The following is a 17,067-nucleotide window of genomic DNA, read 5'->3' on the forward strand; positions in this document are numbered from 1 at the left end:
ATGTTTGCGGTGTCAGTCACCGAGTTCCACCGCGCTGAGGCCCAGACTGCGGGCGGCGCGCAACGACAGCGTTTGACTGTCGATCCCCAGCTCTTGTTGATAGCGGCGAATGGCGGCGCGGGTCTGGGTATTCAGCGTGGCTGTGATCAGCCCATCATAAAGACCTCGGGCCGCCAGAGCACGCTGCAGCGATGAGATATAGTCTGGTGTCAACTCATCGGGGCAGAGGGTCTGAAAATAGGACTCCTCGCGCGGGCGGGTGATTTCCTGCCGGGTTTCTGTGGCAAAAACCGCAGGCTTGGTGATCGTGCCATCTGCAGAGGTCTCAGCCTCGGAGATCATGACCTGTTCCGTGATGCTTTCGATACGGGCGGGGATGATCACCGACTCCCAGCATGTGCCGGGCGGCGCGCCGGGGGGGGCGGAACGTCCGACCCGTTCAAAGGGGGCAGGCGCCATGCACCCCGCAAGCAGGCCGGCACTGATGGCGATGGGCGCGAGTCGCCGCACGGATGGGCCTGCCACGGACACGTTGAGGATCAGGCGAAAGGCAGACCGCCGCCATAACGCGGCAGGAAGCTGAGGCTGCGGGGCGGGCATTTGCTCTGACAGGTCCTTAGTCTTGGGGCCCGGAATCTGGTGGCACTTCGGCGGCGTCCCGGTTCGCGGCGATGCTAGACGAATTTTACACGCAGGCAAAGGTTGTATCAGGTGCTGCACGCGCGGGGCAAATGTAGAACAGGCCGTTGGAAACGACATGCGACGTGAGGGATGTGTCAGATGGGGCTGGAACGGTGCGAGCGTGATCGCTACACATGTTATCGAGTACCGAAAAAGGGAAGACGGATCATGGCAAAAATCACCTACATCGAGCACAACGGGACCGAACATGTGGTCGACGTCGCCAACGGGCTGACCGTGATGGAAGGTGCACGTGACAACAATATTCCGGGGATCGAGGCCGATTGCGGCGGCGCCTGCGCCTGTTCCACCTGTCATGTCTATATTGCGCCGGACTGGGTGGAAAAACTGCCCGCAAAGGACGACATGGAAGAGGACATGCTGGATTTTGCTTTTGAGCCGGATGCCGCGCGGTCGCGCCTGACCTGCCAGATCAAGGTCACCGATGCGCTGGATGGTCTGGTGGTTCATATGCCCGAAAAGCAGATCTGATGGCGGGTGGGGGCAGGGCGCGGCGTCCTCGGGCACGCGTGCAGCCCCCATCCATACGCCGCGCGGCGCAAACGTTGTGTGTGTCGCTGGCGGTGCTGGCGAATGCCGCAGCCGGCTCCGCGCGCGAAAACTGGCGTGTTCTGAGCGCCGAATTTTCCGAGCCGACCACCCGATATGGCCACGCAGTCTTAGGCGATGACGTGGAATACGGCAGCCTGTTGATCCATGTAGATAATGGCGGGTCCGGGGCGTCGCGCTTTAATGCTGTCCAGCAGAAGGCCCGTTTTGAAGTGCGCCTGCCGCTGACCCGTGTGTTCGAGGATCTGGAGCCGCGCCTGTGGGATGTGACAGGGGACGGTTTGCCCGAGGTGGTGGTCATTGAAACCGATGTGGAAAACGGCGCGCAGCTGGCGATTTACGATGCTGAGGGCCAAAAACTCGCTCAGACTCCTCATATTGGTCAGCGCAATCGCTGGCTTGCCCCTATTGGGGCGGCGGATCTTGATGGGGACGGCAATATCGAGATCGCCTATATCGACCGCCCACATCTGGCCAAGACTCTGCGGATCTGGCGCTATGAGGGGCGCAAACTGGTAGAGGTCGCATCCCTCAAAGGGCTGACCAATCACCGGGTCGGGCAGGATTTCATCACATCTGGAATTCGCGATTGCGGTCAAGGGCCCGAAATCATTACCGTCGATGCCGACTGGTCACGTATTGTCGCCTCGCGTCTGAAAGATGGCACTGTGACGCGCTGTGACATCGCTCGCTTTGACAAAAAGGCCGGTCTGACCTCTGCGCTGGCCTGCAAGGCGGATTAGCAGACCTCCCGGCGCATGGTCACGGAGGTGGGTCGCTGATATCCCGCATGGACGGTGGTGCCGCTGCGGGTAAATCCCAGCCGGGCGAATGTAGCGTGGTTTTCCACCAGTTCGACTCGCGTCTGTAGTTCCACGGCATTGAGGCCCAAGGCCCGCGCGCGCCTGACCGCATGCTCAATGAGATGGCGTGCCAGCCCCTGTCCGCGCTGATCCTCGGAAACGGCGAGCTTACCGAGATAAAGCACATCGGCGCGCGGTGTCAGCACCAATGAGGCAACCACAGGCGCGCCGATTGCCCAGATCTCGCCTGCCTCGGCTTGTGCGGCAAGCGCGTCCAACGTGAGGTGATGCATGGAGGAGGGCGGATCAATCCGCCCGTCCATATAGGCAAAGCTGCGCCGGATCAGGTCCAGAACCTCCTGCAAGTGCGGGCTGTTCGGCGGGATCTGAACCGGCGCGACAGTCATGGCCGGATCAGAGCGCGCGCCAGCCGATGTCGCGCCGCACAAAGCCCTCGGGCCAGTCGATCTGATCCACCATCGCATAGGCGCGGTCGCGGGCCTCCGTGAGACTGTCGCCGCGTGCCGTCACATTGAGCACCCGACCACCATTGGCGAGGATCTTGTCGCCCTCGGCCTTGGTGCCTGCGTGAAACACCATGTTCATGCTGTCCTCGGGCAGAGCGGCGAGGCCTTTGATCTCGCTGCCCTTCTGGTAGTCGCCGGGATAGCCATTGGCGGCCATCACCACGGTGATCGCGTGGTCCTCCGCCCAGTTGACGCGAGCGTCCGCAAGGCGGCCCTCGGCGGCGGCCTGCATCAGGTCCAGCGCCTGCGCGCCAAGGCGCATCATCAGCACCTGACATTCGGGATCACCAAAGCGGACGTTATATTCCACCAGACGCGGCTGACCGTCCTTGATCATCAGACCGGCATAAAGCACGCCTTGGTAGGGCATGCCGCGCTCGGCCATCACCCGCATGGTGGGTTTGACGATCTCTTCCATTGCGCGCGCCTCAACCTCGGCGCTCAGGATTGGGGCGGGTGAATAGGCCCCCATGCCGCCGGTATTGAGGCCGGTGTCGCCTTCGCCGACGCGCTTGTGGTCTTGCGCGGTGCCGATGGACAGGATCTCCTCGCCATCACAGAGCACAAAGAGCGATGCCTCTTCGCCTTCCATGAATTCCTCAATGACGACCTCTGCGCCCGCCCCACCAAAGGCACCGCCGAACATATCGTCGATGGCATCCAGCGCGGTCTGCTCGTCCATCGCCACGATCACGCCCTTGCCAGCGGCCAGACCATCGGCCTTGACCACAATCGGCGCGCCGCTTGCACGGACATGTGCCTTGGCGGCCTCGGCATCGGTGAAATGGCCATACCCTGCAGTGGGGGCATCGGCCGCGTCGCAAATCTCTTTGGTAAAGCTTTTGGAGGCCTCCAGCCGGGCGGCGGCCTCAGAGGGGCCAAAGACCAGAATGCCGGCATCACGCAGGCGGTCCGCCACACCAGCGGCCAGCGGGGCCTCAGGTCCCACGATCACAAAATCAATGGCGTTTTCCTCGGCAAAGGTCACAACCGCGCCGCCGTCCTCGGCATTGAGGCTGGCGCAGTCCGCGATCTTGGCGATGCCCGCATTGCCCGGCGCCACGATAAGCCGGTCGCATTTCGGGTTCTGCATCACCGCCCAGGCAAGTGCATGTTCCCGCCCGCCGCTGCCGAGGATGAGGATATTCATGAGCCATTCTCCGATCTGCTTGGCCTTGGTTGATGCGCGTTCTATGCTGTGTGCGACGTATAAACAAGAACGCCCTTGCCGGGGTTTCCCTCCGGTGGCAGGTGTCAGAGCAGCCAGATCCAATCGCAGATCAAACCGGAGCCCGAAATTCCCATGTCCGACCTCCTTGATGATCCCTCTCCGGGCCAGAACGCGCCAGAGTTTTCTGTCTCCGAGATCTCCGGCGAGATTAAAAAAACGCTCGAAGGCAGTTTTGGTCGCGTCCGGGTGCGCGGCGAGGTCGGGCGGGTGTTCAAGGCGCGCTCCGGGCATCTTTACTACGACATCAAGGACGACCGCTCGGTGCTGGCCTGCACCACGTGGAAAGGTCAGATTTCGGGCCTCTCCGTGGTGCCCGAAGAAGGGCTGGAGGTGGTTGTCACCGGGCGCCTGACGGCCTTTGGCGGGCAATCCAAGTACAATATGAACGTCGACGAGGTCGCGGTTGCGGGGCAGGGCGCGCTGATGGCGCTCTTGGAAAAACGCAAGGCGCAGCTGGCCTCCGAGGGGCTGTTTGCACCGGAGCGCAAAAAACCGCTGCCGTATCTGCCGCAGATCATCGGGGTGGTGACCTCGCCTTCGGGGGCGGTGATCCGCGATATTCTCCATCGGCTGCGGGACCGGTTTCCGCGCAAGGTGCTGGTCTGGCCGGTTGCCGTGCAAGGTAGCAACTGCGCGCCCGAGGTGGCGCGCGCCATTGAGGGCTTCAACAGCCTCAGCCCCGGCGGTGCCTTGCCCCGGCCTGATCTGATTATCGTGGCCCGTGGTGGTGGTTCGATCGAGGATCTTTGGGGCTTTAACGAGGAAATCGTGGCCCGCGCCACTGCCGCCAGTCAGATCCCGCTGATCTCTGCAGTTGGGCATGAGACAGACACAACGCTCATTGACTATGTCTCTGACCTGCGCGCGCCCACGCCGACGGCTGCGGCGGAACATGCAGTGCCGGTGCGGCTCGAACTCTTGGGCTGGGTTGAAAACCAGGGCGCGCGTATGGCCAATGCCACCAGCCGCGCGGTGCAGCTGCGCCGCCAACGGCTGGGCGATGTGGCTCGCGCATTGCCGCGCCCGGATACGCTGCTGGAAACCCCGCGCCAGCGGCTGGACCGGGTGTCAGACCGTCTGCCCAATGCGTTGATTGCAGGCGTGCAACGGCGCAAACTTACGCTCAGCGAGCGCGCAGCCTCCCTGCGTCCGGCCACCCTGCGCAGCCTTGTTGAGGCACGCAAGGACCGCCTGAAGAACCTGTCGTCACGCCTCACGCTTCGCCCGATCCAGCAGGACACGGCGCGCAAACGCGACGCGCTCGACCGGATCAGCAAGCGCCTCAATGCCGCGCAAACCAGCCGGATCGAGCGTCACGCGGATCGCCTGTCGGCAACCGCGCGCCAATTGGAAATCCTGAGCTACAAGGCCACCCTCAGCCGTGGCTATGCGGTGGTGCGCGATGGGGATGCGCTGGTCACCAATACATTGCGCGCGCGCAACGCGGCTGTACTCTCCATCGAATTTGCGGATGGCACGGTGGAGATCGGCGCCAGCGCAGCAACACCAAAGAAAACCGCGCCCAAACCAGCCGCGCCCAAGCCCCCCAAAACACCGGGAGAGCAAGGCTCGCTCTTCTGACGCCCATCTCTTCTAACTCAAAATATCCCGGAGCGCGAGGCAGAGCCTCGCATCCCTCAGGGCCTCAGACCCCGACCTCCGGGCCGAGGCAGATCATCTCGTCACGGGGGCGTTTTTGTTCGGTTAGCGTCAGCGCCGGACCAGCGTCGCGTTCAATAGTGACGCTCAGGCCGGTGGCGTCGATCTGATAGCTCCAGCACTGCGCATCGGGGCGATCCTCATAGATAAAGCAGATATCGCCCGCCTGCATATACCATTCGCCCTCGATGCAGCGCCCATCGAGAAAAGACCAGATTACGCGCTGCCCCGGTAGGTAGCGTTCCGCTCCATAGGGTTGACCTTCCCAGTCAAAATGAATGGTGCGGCCTTGTGTGTAGCTGTCAAAACGCTCGGTATCAGCGGCTTTTACAGCTCCGGAAAATCCAAGGGATAATCCCAGCGCCAAGGCAGGTACAATCTGTGAAGGTGATGCAAACATAAACGCACCATGGCGTATGTTGGCGGCTGCGCCAAGAGGGCACTGCGCGGCAAGGTGGCGCAAGGTCAGTTTTGACCTTCTACAACGCCCGGCGCAACCTGCCGAAAGATCGCAGGGGAGGCAACATATGACCACAAACATGATTGGGCTTTTGGGGGCAGGGGTTTTGGCACTGGGGTATCTCTGTCTGGTACATGCCCGAGAAAGCTGGGGACGGTCTGCCTTAAAAACCGGAGCGGTTTTCATCCTGGCACTGATGGCTGCCCTCAAGATGCCACTCCTCGCCGTGGCGCTGGGGCTCTGTGCATTAGGCGATCTGGCCCTGTCGCGCCCGGGAGCGCGCGCGTTTCTCGCGGGTGTTGCCAGTTTCGCCGCTGGGCATCTGGCCTATGTCTGGCTGTTTTTGTCGCTGCCGGGGTCAGACCCTGAACGGCTGGCAACTGCGCCCATGCTCTGGGCCGTATTGTTGCTGTTTCTGATCGCCATCGGGATGGCGCGTATGCTGGCGCGTCATGCGGGCGAGATGCGTGTGGCGGTGCTTTTGTATGTGCCGGTGATTGTCGCGATGGCGCTGGCGGGGTTCACCTTGCCTCAGCCGCTGATCTGGGGCGCGGCGGTGATGTTCATGCTGTCCGATATGGTTCTGGCAGTGGAGACCTTTGTGCTGCCGCCCGCGCACCGCGCACGCCGCCTGACCGCACCAACGGTCTGGGTGCTTTACTGGGGGGCGCAGGCCCTGTTTTTCGCGGTGCTTCTCTTGTGAAACATCTCATTGCGCTTTGCATCCCGCGTCAAAGCGCATTAGGTGAGGGTCAAACGACCCTGCGGAGACCCAGATGGCGCTTTTTTCAAAGCTCAAGGAACGGTTGCTGAAATCCTCATCCCGCCTCGGCAAGGAGGTGGATGCGATTGTGGAAGAGGGGGCCGTGACCCCGGACCCCGTGCCGGAGACCACCCCGGACCCCGCGCCTGTTCAAGAGACGCAGCCTCCGGCAGAGACAACGCCAGTTCCGGCCGATGCACCCCCCGCCGACACACCGGCGGCAGGGGCGTCCACCGTTGCACCTGACCCCATCATTCCGCCCGCCCCTGCACCGCAGGCGGAGGCATCCAGACCGGGCCTATTGGGTCGGCTCATGGGGCGCGGCAAAGCGTCCGAGCCGCGTCGGGTGCTGGATGACGATATGCTGGAAAGCCTTGAGGAGATGCTGATTGCCTCCGATATGGGGGTCGATACAGCGCTGCGGGTGACCGCCAATATCGCCGAAGGTCGCATGGGGCGCCGGGTGTCGGGTCGCGAGATCCGAGAGCTTCTGGCGCAGGAAATCGCCCGCGTGATGGAGCCTGTGGCACGTCCGATGCCGCTTTATCCGTCTAAACCGCAGGTGGTGCTGGTGGTTGGCGTCAATGGTTCTGGCAAGACCACCACCATCGGCAAGCTCGCCAGCCAGTTCCGCGCGGCAGGGAAATCCGTGGTGATTGCGGCAGGTGATACATTCCGCGCCGCCGCCGTGGAGCAACTGCAAGTCTGGGGCGACCGCGCCGGTGTGCCGGTGCTGACTGCGCCCGAAGGATCAGATCCTGCGAGTCTTGCTTTTGACGCGATGACCAAGGCCGAAGCCGATGGTGCGGACCTCTTGATGATCGACACCGCCGGACGACTGCAAAACCGCGCTGACCTGATGGAAGAGCTGGCAAAGATCGTGCGTGTCATTCGCAAGAAAGATCCCGAAGCCCCGCACAACACGCTTCTGGTTTTGGATGCCACCACCGGGCAAAACGCGCTGTCGCAGGTGGAAACCTTCCGCCAGCTTGCGGATGTCTCGGGGCTGGTGATGACCAAGCTCGACGGCACCGCCAAGGGCGGCGTTCTGGTGGCGCTTGCGGATAAATTCGGCCTGCCGATCCATGCCATTGGCGTGGGCGAGCAAATTGACGATCTTGCACCCTTTGACCCCGAGGAGTTCGCCGCCGCGCTCACTGGGCTCGAAGACGGGGTTTGAAGACGGGGCTTGAAAACGGGACCTGAGGATCGGAGTTCAATGCCGGGTCATCCATCGCTCCAAATGGCGCAGCGCAAACAGCACCGTGAGGACAATTGCGGTGGCCATCGCCGCCAGCGGCATCTGACCCGCACCGCAGCCCAAGCCGATCGCGCCTGCAAGCCAGAGCGAGGCCCCGGTGGTGACATTGCGCACCCGGTCCCCGGCGGTGAAGATCAGACCCGCTGCAAGAAACGCCACACCGGCCGTGACCGCCTCGATCATGCGCAGGGGATCGTTGCGCTGGGCGTCCGCGCCAAAATCAAGCGCGGCAATCTCACGCCCCAGCACCACAAAGAGGCAGGCCGCAACGGCGACCAGAATATGAGTCTTGAGGCCTGCGGGCTTATCGAGCATCTCCCGCTCCAACCCGATCAGCGCCGCCAACGCACTGGCCGCGAGCAGTCGGGCAAAGGCCACCGGCGCAGGCACCACGGAAAACGTGCTGGTGAACTCTTCGGTGATCTGCTGAATGGCCGTGTCGAACATAGCGCCCCAAGGTGTCGTGTCGCGTATTCAACCTGCGCAACGGGACATGGTTCCCGAGTTTTTGGTTTTCATCGTTTGAGATTTCGCATTGAGAAGGACAGCACATGCTGAGCGACTGGCTGATTTCCCTAGAGGGCACAGAGGCAGGACGCCAACTGGCTTTGACCTTGGCAGTTTCCGCCGCGTTCTTGCACGCCGTCTTTGGCGCGCTGCAAAAGGGGCGGCACGATCCGTGGCTGTCGCGCGGTGCGATTGATGCGTCTTATGCCTTGATGGCAGCGCCGTTTGCACTGTTTGTGGTGCCCTGGCCAGAGCCGCATATGTGGCTGATTTTCCTCGGCGTTTGGGTGATCCATGTGATCTATAAGCTGCTGCAGGCGATGGCCTATACCAAGGGCGCCTACACCGTCGTCTACCCGGTGGTCCGTGGCACGGGGCCATTGTTTGCGGTCATCGGGGCCTATTGGCTCTTTGGTGAGACCTTCACGCCGGTGCAGTGGCTGGGGGTGGGCGTGCTGCTGGCGGGGATCTTTGGCCTTGCGGTTTATAACTTTGTTTTCCTTGTGACGGCGCGCGAAACCCTTGGGATTGCGCTGCTGCTTGCGGTGGCGACGGGGTCATTTGTGGCGCTTTATACGACCTACGACGCCTATGGCATTCGGGCCACCGCCGATCCTTTCACCTTTCTGGCGTGGTTCTTTATGATCGATGGGATCACCATGCCGATTTATGCCTATTGGCGGTGGCGGCGGATGGGGGCAGATCAGCCGACGGTGGGGCCTTTGATGCTGCGCGGATTTTTCGGCGGGCTGGTGGCCTTTGCCTCCTTCGGGTCGATCATGCTGGCCACCCGTCTCGATAAGGTCGGTGAGGCCGCAGTCTTGCGCGAAACATCAACAGTATTTGCAGCACTCATCGGCTGGCTGGTGCTGAAAGAAACCGTCGGCCCACGCCGCATCGCCCTGATGGCGCTGATCGCCGTTGGGGCGGTCATTGTTGAAATGGGGGGCTGAGGGTGCCATCTGAGAGAGACGATTTGGGACATGAGAGGTCACCTATGAGCGAACAGACAAGCGATGCATCCACTGGTGAGGCGCGCAAAATCAGCCCCTTGGTGAAGAACCTGCTGGAGTTCGGCCCGGTTGTGTTGTTCTTCATCGCCTATCTCAAGCTCAAGGATCAGGTGTTTGAGATTGGCGGCACCTCTTATGAGGGATTCATCATCGTCACCGCTGGCTTTGTGCCGCTGATGGTGCTGTCGACGCTGATCCTGTGGAAGCTCACCGGCAAGCTGTCGCGCATGCAGGTGATGACGCTGGTGGTGATTGTGGTCTTCGGGGGACTGTCGGTCTGGTTCAATGATGAGCGCTTCTTCAAGATGAAGCCGACGATGATCTACCTGCTGTTTGGTGGCCTCTTGGGCATCGGGCTATTGCGGGGGCAAAGCTACCTTCGGGTGGTGATGGAAGAGATGATGCCGCTGCAGGACGAAGGATGGATGATCCTCACACGTCGCCTCTGTGCATTCTTCTTTGGGCTGGCGGTGGCCAATGAGGTCATCTGGCGGGTTATGAGCACCGAAACTTGGGTTTATTTCAAGACCTTTGGCCTCACGGCTGCGATGTTCCTGTTCTTCATGACGCAGGCGAAACTGTTTCAGACCTACGGTATCGAAGAAGAGGGTGAGGCTGAGTGAGCGCAGACGCGGCGCATCATTTCAGCTGAAACGCGACCCGGTTTGAGGGTTTGCGCTGCGCTTTGCGCATCGCCGGGGGCGTGAGCCGCGCCTTTCAGGCGCGGCTCACGCCCGGCCCAACGCTTTTGGTGCAGCCTTTGGCTGTCGCGGAAAGGGGCGGGAGGACGCCCGTCTTTGATTTGGCAGGAGCGAGCCTAGGGAAGGTAGCGGTCCGAGGTGGGTCAGATCCGCTGCCAGATCGGCATCGGGCTTGATTGCGGGCGCAGGCTCAGCAGGCGTGACCAGCGCCGCGCGGGCACCTCTGGCAGGAGTTGCTGCATCAAGGGCAGGGGCGTGCGCTCCGGCTGACGCAAGAGCCGCTTGTACAGACGCAGCGCGCCCGGGCGCATGTAGGACGACCAGTGGCACACCCGCCGCTCCGGCAGGCCGATGGAATGGCCCATCTGCGCCAAATGCTCCAGCGTATCGAGGCAATCAAGCTGCAGGGTCACCGCATTTGTTGCCTCAAACCCCTGACCAATGGCGCGATCGCCACGTTCGGGTGACCGGGTCAGGGTCTCAAACATAAAATCAAACGCATCGTTTTCACGGCTGGTGACGTTGAAAAACTCTGCCCGGCGTCCGGCAGGTGTCGCCAGCGCGGCTGCCGCTCGGCTCTGATAGCTGGCGCCGGTCAAAGAGATGACCCGTCCCACGGCACCGGCGGGCAGCCAGTGAAGGGCCTCCAGTGCCACCTCGGACCCCAGAGAATGCCCGATGATATGGATGTCGCGGGCGGGGGCCTGTGCGTGCAGGCTGCGCACCACTTGTGCCAAGGCCCGTCCTGCCGCCAAGGCGCGTGCTTGCGCTGAGGCCAGCGTGCCTCGGGCGTCCCAGCCAAACGCCACTGCGAGCCCCTCGTCCCTCCGTCCAAGGCCGAAGCCGAGCTGGCGCGGCCAGGATGGCGCACGCCACGGCATATGCTGTGGATCAAGCGACAGGATGTGGCGGTGCGGGCAGTGGTTTGGATTGCCGGGCTGGTATTTGTAGCCATGCACCATAATCACCACAGGCCCCGGCACATGCGCCAGTCGTGCGATACCATCGTCAAACGACCTGAGCCGCGCATGAAGCACCGGCGTCTCACCCACTGCATTGATACGAATAACTGCCATCACAGGCCCCCAAAGCCATGATTTTTCCTATCCGGTAGCGGCCTACAGTGACGGGAAGGTGACGACTGGGTAACGGGGAGGTGACGCGACCGGGTATGCGGCAGGGATGTCACATCAAAGGCGGGGCCGCGCGCGCGGCCTTTGTTGCGCATGGGGTGCCCCGCTCTGGCACGCGATCGGGCGATGTTCGCAAATTTTGTCTTTACCTACATGGTGTAGCGAGATGGCATCCCTGCGATTTTGCCGGGACTGTTTGCCAAGATCCAATCGAAAAGGACCCTTCCCATGTTCAAAACCATTTTCAAACCTCTCGCCGCAATTTCGGTTTGCGCCATTGTGGCTGCATGTGGTGGTGGCGTGCCTGCAAGCAATCAGATGAACATCAACAGTGATGGCGATGGCCGATTCAGCGGCATCGCCGGTGTTGCATTCACCGAGCAGGAGATCAGAGACAACGCCTCCGCGATAATTTGCGGCGACGGTCCCATAGTGGAGTTCCGCACCAGCATGCTCCCGTCCGGGCCGGACCATCTGACCTTTTCCGGGCGCTGTGCCAGCGGGCAGGCATCTGTCGCGGGGCAGGGACAGGTTGTGACTCCGGCTATTGTGCCAGCAACGCCTGGTCCGACGCCACGCCCGACAAAGACTGCAGGCACCTGGGATGGCTCTACGCCATTTGTGGATTGACACCAGAAGGCTTGACGGGACGCAGTCGGCTGCGTCCCCTCTTGACGCAAAGAACGCGCGAGAGTACGACATGCCGCAACACTGCGCTGGATCTGCGTAATGTTGCATCGTGGCGATTTGTTTACCGGATTGCGGGCCACGTTAAAAAAGCCGCTAAAGAGGTCAGGACGACGGGACTCCCTTTCGCTTGGCCGAACGGGAGTTTTTTTATGCGCGGCCCGCAAGAGAGTGGCGGTGACCGGCGGAGGCGACACGATGACTGAGACCTGGAACAAACGCACCAAACTGGTTCACGGCGGCACCCGGCGCAGCCAGTATAACGAGGTCAGCGAGGCGATTTTCCTGACCCAGGGGTTTGTCTACGACAGTGCAGAGCAGGCAGAGGCGCGGTTTATCGAAACCGGCCCGGATGAATTTATCTATGCCCGCTATGGCAACCCCACCGTTGCGATGTTTGAGGAACGTATCGCGCTGCTCGAAGGGGCGGAGGACGCTTTTGCCACCGCATCCGGCATGGCCGCGGTCAATGGCGCGCTAACCTCGATCCTGAAGGCGGGCGATCATGTGGTGTCCGCCAAGGCGCTCTTTGGGTCCTGTCTTTATATTCTCGAGAGCATCCTGACCCGCTATGGGGTTGAGGTGACATTTGTTGATGGCACTGATCTGGACGCATGGCGTGCAGCGATGCGTGCAGATACCAAGGCGGTGTTCTTTGAGAGCATGTCGAACCCGACGCTCGAGGTGATCGACATCAAAGGCGTCGCCGAAATCGCCCATGCGGTCGGCGCAACTGTTGTGGTCGACAATGTGTTCTCTACGCCGGTGTTTTCCAATGCCATCGAACAGGGTGCGGATGTGGTGGTTTACTCGGCCACCAAACATATCGACGGGCAGGGGCGCGCGCTGGGGGGCGTGGTGCTGGGCAGCAAGGATTACATCCGTGGCACGCTGGAGCCTTACATGAAACACACTGGCGGCTCGCTCAGCCCGTTTCATGCCTGGATGTTCGTTAAAGGACTGGAAACCATTGATCTGCGGGTCAACGCACAGGCCGCAAGCGCGCTGCAGATCGCCGAGGCGCTGGACGGTCATCCGGCCTTGGCGCGCACCATCTATCCGGGTCTGAAGACTCATGCGCAGAATGATCTGGTGCAGCGGCAATTGGGCGGCAAGGGCGGCACGGTGCTGTCACTGGATATCAAGGGCGGCAAGGACGCGGCCTTTGCCTTCCTCAATGCGCTGACGATCCCGGTGATTTCCAACAATCTGGGCGATGCGAAATCCATTGCGACGCATCCGGCGACCACCACCCACCAGCGCCTGTCCGAAGATCAGCGCACGGAACTTGGGATCACCGACGGGCTGGTGCGGTTCTCCGTCGGGCTTGAGGATACGGACGATCTGATTGCGGATGTGAAACAAGCCCTTCAGGCAGTGCGTTAAAGCAGCAGAAAGCTGCCGCAGCAGGGGCCATTGGCTCCGCTGCGGCCTCACCCATGGGTCAGGTGAGGTGGTTCAAAAGGTCAGATCAGAGACCTTTAGTGGCGTTTTTAGGTGATCTGTTTTGTGTTTCCTGACGTACTACCCTAGATAATTGCGAGCAGACGCTTTGCTGCTGGGACAGGAGTACGGGTTCATGAATATCCATTCTCGTGATGTGAACGATACGCCAGATCGCTCAGACGCCGAAGAGGCGCTGGCTGTGTTGCGCCGTTGGGCGGATGAGGCGAGCGAGGCGGAAGTGGCGCAGCTGGACCCTGCCATTGCGCGGCTTTTGCCGGGCCGGGAAGTGCAAAACTATCCTGACCTGAAGCGCCAGTACCCGGAAGAATTTGACGCATCCGAGACCTATCGCGCCACGCTGCCGGATCTGCAAAACGGCCCGTCCAGCCTGATCCGGGGCGCAAAAGAGCAGATCCAGCATGTCGGTATTTCCAATTTCCGCCTGCCGATCCGCTTTCATACCCGCGACAACGGCGATCTGACGCTGGAAACCAGTGTGACTGGCACCGTGAGCCTCGATGCGGAGAAAAAGGGCATCAACATGTCCCGCATCATGCGCAGCTTCTACAAACATGCGGAAAAAGTGTTCTCCTTTGATGTGATGGAAGCGGCGCTTGAGGATTACCTCAGTGATCTTGAGAGCGGTGATGCGCGGCTTCAGATGCGGTTTTCCTTTCCGGTGAAGGTGGAGAGCCTGCGTTCGGGTCTGTCGGGCTATCAGTATTACGACGTGGCGCTGGAACTGGTGCAAATGGGCGGGCAACGTCATCGCATCGTGCATCTGGATTACGTTTACTCCTCCACCTGTCCCTGTTCGCTTGAGCTTTCGGAGCATGCGCGTCAGGCACGCGGGCAGTTGGCGACGCCACATTCGCAGCGCTCCGTTGCGCGGATTTCCGTGCAAATGGAGCAGGATAGCGGCTGTCTGTGGTTTGAGGACCTGATCGACCATTGTCGCCGCGCAGTGCCGACCGAGACGCAGGTGATGGTCAAACGCGAGGACGAGCAGGCCTTTGCGGAGTTGAATGCGGCCAATCCTATCTTTGTGGAGGATGCAGCACGGCTGTTCTGCGAGGCGCTGCAAAGCGACGCGCGCGTCGGCGATTTCCGGGTTGTGGCGAGCCATCAGGAAAGCCTGCACAGCCATGATGCGGTCTCGGTGCTGACGCAAGGGGTGATGTTCGCCGCACCGAGCCTTGACCCGCAGCTGTTCTCAACTCTGATCCATCGCGGTTGAGGCGATCAATGCGAGGGGCGCTGCCCCTCGCGCTCCCCGAGATATTTATAAGAAGATGAAGACAAGGCCCCTTTCATCGGAGGTCGGGTGCTGGTTTTTGCCGCATCGCGGCATTTTTCTGCTGTTGCGAAGGAAAATCATGTTAGCCTGAGTCGTGAGGGGGCGCTTGCGTCAGTCGACAGGGCGCCTTGCCCGTTTATGTGCGACAATCATCGACGCCGAGGAGATCACATGATCCGGTTTGAAGGTTTCAAAGACATCCCCACAACCCCGCAGGCTTGGGCAGGTTATGCCTTGGGTCAGCAAATGAAGATGATGCGCGCTGTGTCGGCGCTGGTGGCAGAAGCCCCGCAGCGCCAGTTGCATCTGGCGCAAGCGCTGCTGAAAGCGCAGCAGGAGTGGATCAGCGGTTTGCCCAGTGGCTCTGTTGTTGCTGAGGCGGTGCCCCCTGCGGCGGCCGCGCCTGCCAAAAAGCCCGCTCAGCCACGCAAACCTGCAGCGCGCAAGCCCGCCGCCCGAAAGGTGGCGACAAAAGCGATCCCGGTTAAAGCTGCGGCCAAGAAGGCTCCGGTGAAGAAAGCAACGGCTGAAAAGGCCCCGGCACCCAAAGCGGCGCCACCCGCGCAGGCTGTGGATGCAAAAGCTGCTGCGGAAAAAACTGCAAATCCTACGGAATCTGTAGCGCGCGCACCGGTTGCCAAACCAGAGCCAGCGGCACCTACACCCGGCGCCGCAGGTCCAGTCGCAGCGCCCAAATCCAGCCAGCCAGCTCCGCGCAGGCGCGCCCGTGCACCAGCGACGCCGCCTGCAATGCCCGCCAAGGAAGCCGGCAAAGAGGGCACAAAAGACAAGTCGTGATCGCTTTGGCTTGACAGTCTGAGCGGGGGTTGCCAACGCTGCGCCTCATGTTGGATCTGCGCCCCGTCGGATATGTCATCGGCCTGCTTGTCGCCATTTTGGGCGGCACCATGGTCTTTCCGCTTCTCCTTGACCTCTATGATGGCAAGGGGGAGTGGCCGGTGTTTTTGGAAAGCGCCCTGTTTTGCCTGCTGGTCGGGGGCATTCTGGCCCTGACCTGCGCCAATGGCGTGGGGCGCGGCCTGTCGATCCGCCAGACCTTTTTGCTGACGACATCTGTTTGGGTGGTGCTGCCCCTATTCGGGGCGTTGCCCCTGATGCTGGGCGCGACCGAGCTGAGCTTTACCGATGCGTTCTTTGAGGCGATGTCTGGGCTGACCACAACGGGCTCAACGGTGATTTCGGGCTTGGATGATCTGCCGCGTGGGCTGTTGTTGTGGCGGGGCATTCTGCAATGGTTGGGTGGTATCGGCATTATTGTGGTGGCCATGGTGTTCCTGCCCGAACTGCGGGTGGGGGGCATGCAGATCTTCAAGTCTGAAGCTTTTGATACCATGGGAAAAATCCTGCCACGTGCGCAGGAGATCGCCAAGCAGATCTCGGTGATCTATCTGGTTCTCACCATGGTGTGCGCGCTGGTTTACACCGTCTTGGGCATGGGGCCTTTTGATGCGTTGGTGCATGCGATGACCACCATGTCGACGGGCGGGTTTTCAAACTATGATGCCTCTTTCGGGACCTTCTCTGGTCCGGCGGAATATGCGGCCTCGCTCTTTATGATTGCTTCGGCGCTGCCCTATGTGCGCTATGTGCAATTGGTGAACGGGCAGATGACACCGCTGCTGCATGACAGCCAGATCCGCGCGTTTCTCTGGACCATCTTTGTGCTCGTCGGGGTGACAGCGGGCGTGTTGATCACGGTGTTTCCGCACCACCCCGAACAGGCAGTGCGAGAAGCACTGTTCAATATCGTCTCCATCATGTCGGGCACCGGTTTTGCCAGTGTCGACTATATGGGCTGGGGGCCGTTTTTGATCATGATCTTCTTCTTTGTCGGGCTGATCGGGGGCTGTGCGGGCTCGACAGCCTGTTCGGTGAAGATCTTCCGCTATCAGCTGCTCTTTGCCTCCATTCGGGTGCAGGTACAGCGGATCCGCTCGCCCAATGGGGTGTTTGTGCCGCGCTATCAGGGCCGTCCTGTGACGCCGGATGTGCTGAGTTCGGTGATCTCCTTCTTTATGTTCTTTGTCATTACGCTGGGTATTGTGGCCTGGGCATTGGCGCTGACGGGGCTGGATTTCATTACCGCGATTTCGGGTGCCGCAACCGCAGTGGCCAATATCGGCCCCGGTCTGGGCGATATCATAGGACCTGCGGGCAACTTTGCGCCGCTGAATGATACCGCCAAGTGGATTCTGGCGATTGCCATGCTGATCGGGCGGCTGGAACTGATGGCGGTCTATGCCATCCTGACGGTTCGTTTCTGGCGCAGCTAAGCCTATCTGGGGCTGAAGGTTGCGCAAAACGCCC

18 protein-coding genes and 1 riboswitch are annotated in these 17,067 nt (G+C 61.2%); of the genes, 12 read left to right on the forward strand and 6 right to left on the reverse strand.

What is annotated here, in order from left to right:
- Positions 1–12: 12 nt before the first annotated feature.
- Positions 13–600, reverse strand: a complete 588-nt coding sequence (locus UB90_RS17690; RefSeq protein WP_227512096.1) for a peptidoglycan-binding domain-containing protein — start codon at positions 598–600, stop codon at positions 13–15.
- Between the two features lie 249 nt (positions 601–849).
- On the opposite strand from UB90_RS17690, the gene UB90_RS17695 reads away from it, so the two are divergent.
- Positions 850–1,173 carry a 2Fe-2S iron-sulfur cluster-binding protein gene (locus tag UB90_RS17695; protein WP_005680878.1) on the forward strand — a complete coding sequence of 108 codons (324 nt, stop codon included), beginning with the start codon at positions 850–852 and terminating at the stop codon, positions 1,171–1,173.
- Complete coding sequence (locus UB90_RS17700; protein WP_065325722.1) at positions 1,173–1,994, forward strand: FG-GAP repeat domain-containing protein; 822 nt, start codon at positions 1,173–1,175, stop codon at positions 1,992–1,994. The genes UB90_RS17695 and UB90_RS17700 overlap by 1 nt, the downstream gene beginning before the upstream one ends.
- Here the strand turns inward: UB90_RS17700 and UB90_RS17705 are convergent.
- Both UB90_RS17705 and purD read right to left on the reverse strand, forming a co-directional pair.
- Positions 1,991–2,461 carry a GNAT family N-acetyltransferase gene (locus UB90_RS17705; protein WP_065325765.1) on the reverse strand — a complete coding sequence of 157 codons (471 nt, stop codon included), beginning with the start codon at positions 2,459–2,461 and terminating at the stop codon, positions 1,991–1,993. The genes UB90_RS17700 and UB90_RS17705 overlap by 4 nt on opposite strands.
- 7 nt (positions 2,462–2,468) lie before the next feature.
- Positions 2,469–3,731, reverse strand: a complete 1,263-nt coding sequence (gene purD, locus UB90_RS17710; RefSeq protein WP_065325723.1) for a phosphoribosylamine--glycine ligase — start codon at positions 3,729–3,731, stop codon at positions 2,469–2,471.
- A 153-nt stretch (positions 3,732–3,884) separates the two neighbouring features.
- On the opposite strand from purD, the gene xseA reads away from it, so the two are divergent.
- Positions 3,885–5,393 carry an exodeoxyribonuclease VII large subunit gene (xseA, locus tag UB90_RS17715; protein WP_065325724.1) on the forward strand — a complete coding sequence of 503 codons (1,509 nt, stop codon included), beginning with the start codon at positions 3,885–3,887 and terminating at the stop codon, positions 5,391–5,393.
- Positions 5,394–5,457: 64 nt separating this feature from the next.
- Here the strand turns inward: xseA and UB90_RS17720 are convergent, their stop codons facing one another.
- Complete coding sequence (locus UB90_RS17720; RefSeq protein ID WP_065325766.1) at positions 5,458–5,871, reverse strand: hypothetical protein; 414 nt, start codon at positions 5,869–5,871, stop codon at positions 5,458–5,460.
- Between the two features lie 127 nt (positions 5,872–5,998).
- Between UB90_RS17720 and UB90_RS17725 the strand changes: the two genes are divergently transcribed.
- Together UB90_RS17725 and ftsY are read left to right on the forward strand one after the other, a co-directional pair.
- Entirely contained in the window at positions 5,999–6,634 is a 636-nt protein-coding gene (locus tag UB90_RS17725; protein WP_065325725.1) for a lysoplasmalogenase family protein, read from the forward strand.
- A 73-nt stretch (positions 6,635–6,707) separates the two neighbouring features.
- Complete coding sequence (ftsY, locus tag UB90_RS17730; RefSeq protein WP_065325726.1) at positions 6,708–7,874, forward strand: signal recognition particle-docking protein FtsY; 1,167 nt, start codon at positions 6,708–6,710, stop codon at positions 7,872–7,874.
- 36 nt (positions 7,875–7,910) lie between these two features.
- On the opposite strand, the gene UB90_RS17735 is transcribed toward ftsY, so the two are convergent.
- Positions 7,911–8,402 carry an MgtC/SapB family protein gene (locus tag UB90_RS17735; RefSeq protein ID WP_065325727.1) on the reverse strand — a complete coding sequence of 164 codons (492 nt, stop codon included), beginning with the start codon at positions 8,400–8,402 and terminating at the stop codon, positions 7,911–7,913.
- A 107-nt stretch (positions 8,403–8,509) separates the two neighbouring features.
- On the opposite strand from UB90_RS17735, the gene UB90_RS17740 reads away from it, so the two are divergent.
- A complete protein-coding gene (locus tag UB90_RS17740; protein WP_065325767.1) occupies positions 8,510–9,415 on the forward strand; it encodes a DMT family transporter in 906 nt (301 codons plus the stop codon).
- Positions 9,416–9,459: 44 nt separating this feature from the next.
- Entirely contained in the window at positions 9,460–10,098 is a 639-nt protein-coding gene (locus tag UB90_RS17745) for an inner membrane-spanning protein YciB (protein ID WP_065325728.1), read from the forward strand.
- A gap of 221 nt (positions 10,099–10,319) precedes the next feature.
- Here UB90_RS17745 and UB90_RS17750 read toward each other — a convergent pair whose 3' ends face one another.
- Complete coding sequence (locus tag UB90_RS17750; RefSeq protein ID WP_065325729.1) at positions 10,320–11,252, reverse strand: alpha/beta hydrolase; 933 nt, start codon at positions 11,250–11,252, stop codon at positions 10,320–10,322.
- 285 nt (positions 11,253–11,537) lie between these two features.
- Between UB90_RS17750 and UB90_RS17755 the strand changes: the two genes are divergently transcribed.
- From UB90_RS17755 to UB90_RS17775, 5 genes are all read left to right on the forward strand, one after another.
- Complete coding sequence (locus tag UB90_RS17755) at positions 11,538–11,939, forward strand: hypothetical protein (protein ID WP_065325730.1); 402 nt, start codon at positions 11,538–11,540, stop codon at positions 11,937–11,939.
- Positions 11,940–12,038: 99 nt separating this feature from the next.
- A riboswitch (SAM riboswitch) is annotated at positions 12,039–12,117 on the forward strand.
- Between the two features lie 77 nt (positions 12,118–12,194).
- A complete protein-coding gene (gene metZ / locus UB90_RS17760) occupies positions 12,195–13,382 on the forward strand; it encodes an O-succinylhomoserine sulfhydrylase (RefSeq protein WP_065325731.1) in 1,188 nt (395 codons plus the stop codon).
- A 193-nt stretch (positions 13,383–13,575) separates the two neighbouring features.
- Positions 13,576–14,679, forward strand: coding sequence for a GTP cyclohydrolase FolE2 (gene folE2 / locus UB90_RS17765; RefSeq protein WP_065325732.1), 1,104 nt, complete (start codon positions 13,576–13,578; stop codon positions 14,677–14,679).
- Between the two features lie 231 nt (positions 14,680–14,910).
- Positions 14,911–15,537: a hypothetical protein gene (locus UB90_RS22865; protein WP_065325733.1), complete on the forward strand. Its 627-nt coding sequence runs from the start codon at positions 14,911–14,913 to the stop codon at positions 15,535–15,537.
- 47 nt (positions 15,538–15,584) lie between these two features.
- Positions 15,585–17,033, forward strand: a complete 1,449-nt coding sequence (locus tag UB90_RS17775) for a TrkH family potassium uptake protein (RefSeq protein WP_065325734.1) — start codon at positions 15,585–15,587, stop codon at positions 17,031–17,033.
- Positions 17,034–17,067 lie beyond the last annotated feature (34 nt).

This window comes from Tritonibacter mobilis (assembly GCF_001681715.1).
GTDB lineage: Bacteria > Pseudomonadota > Alphaproteobacteria > Rhodobacterales > Rhodobacteraceae > Epibacterium > Epibacterium mobile.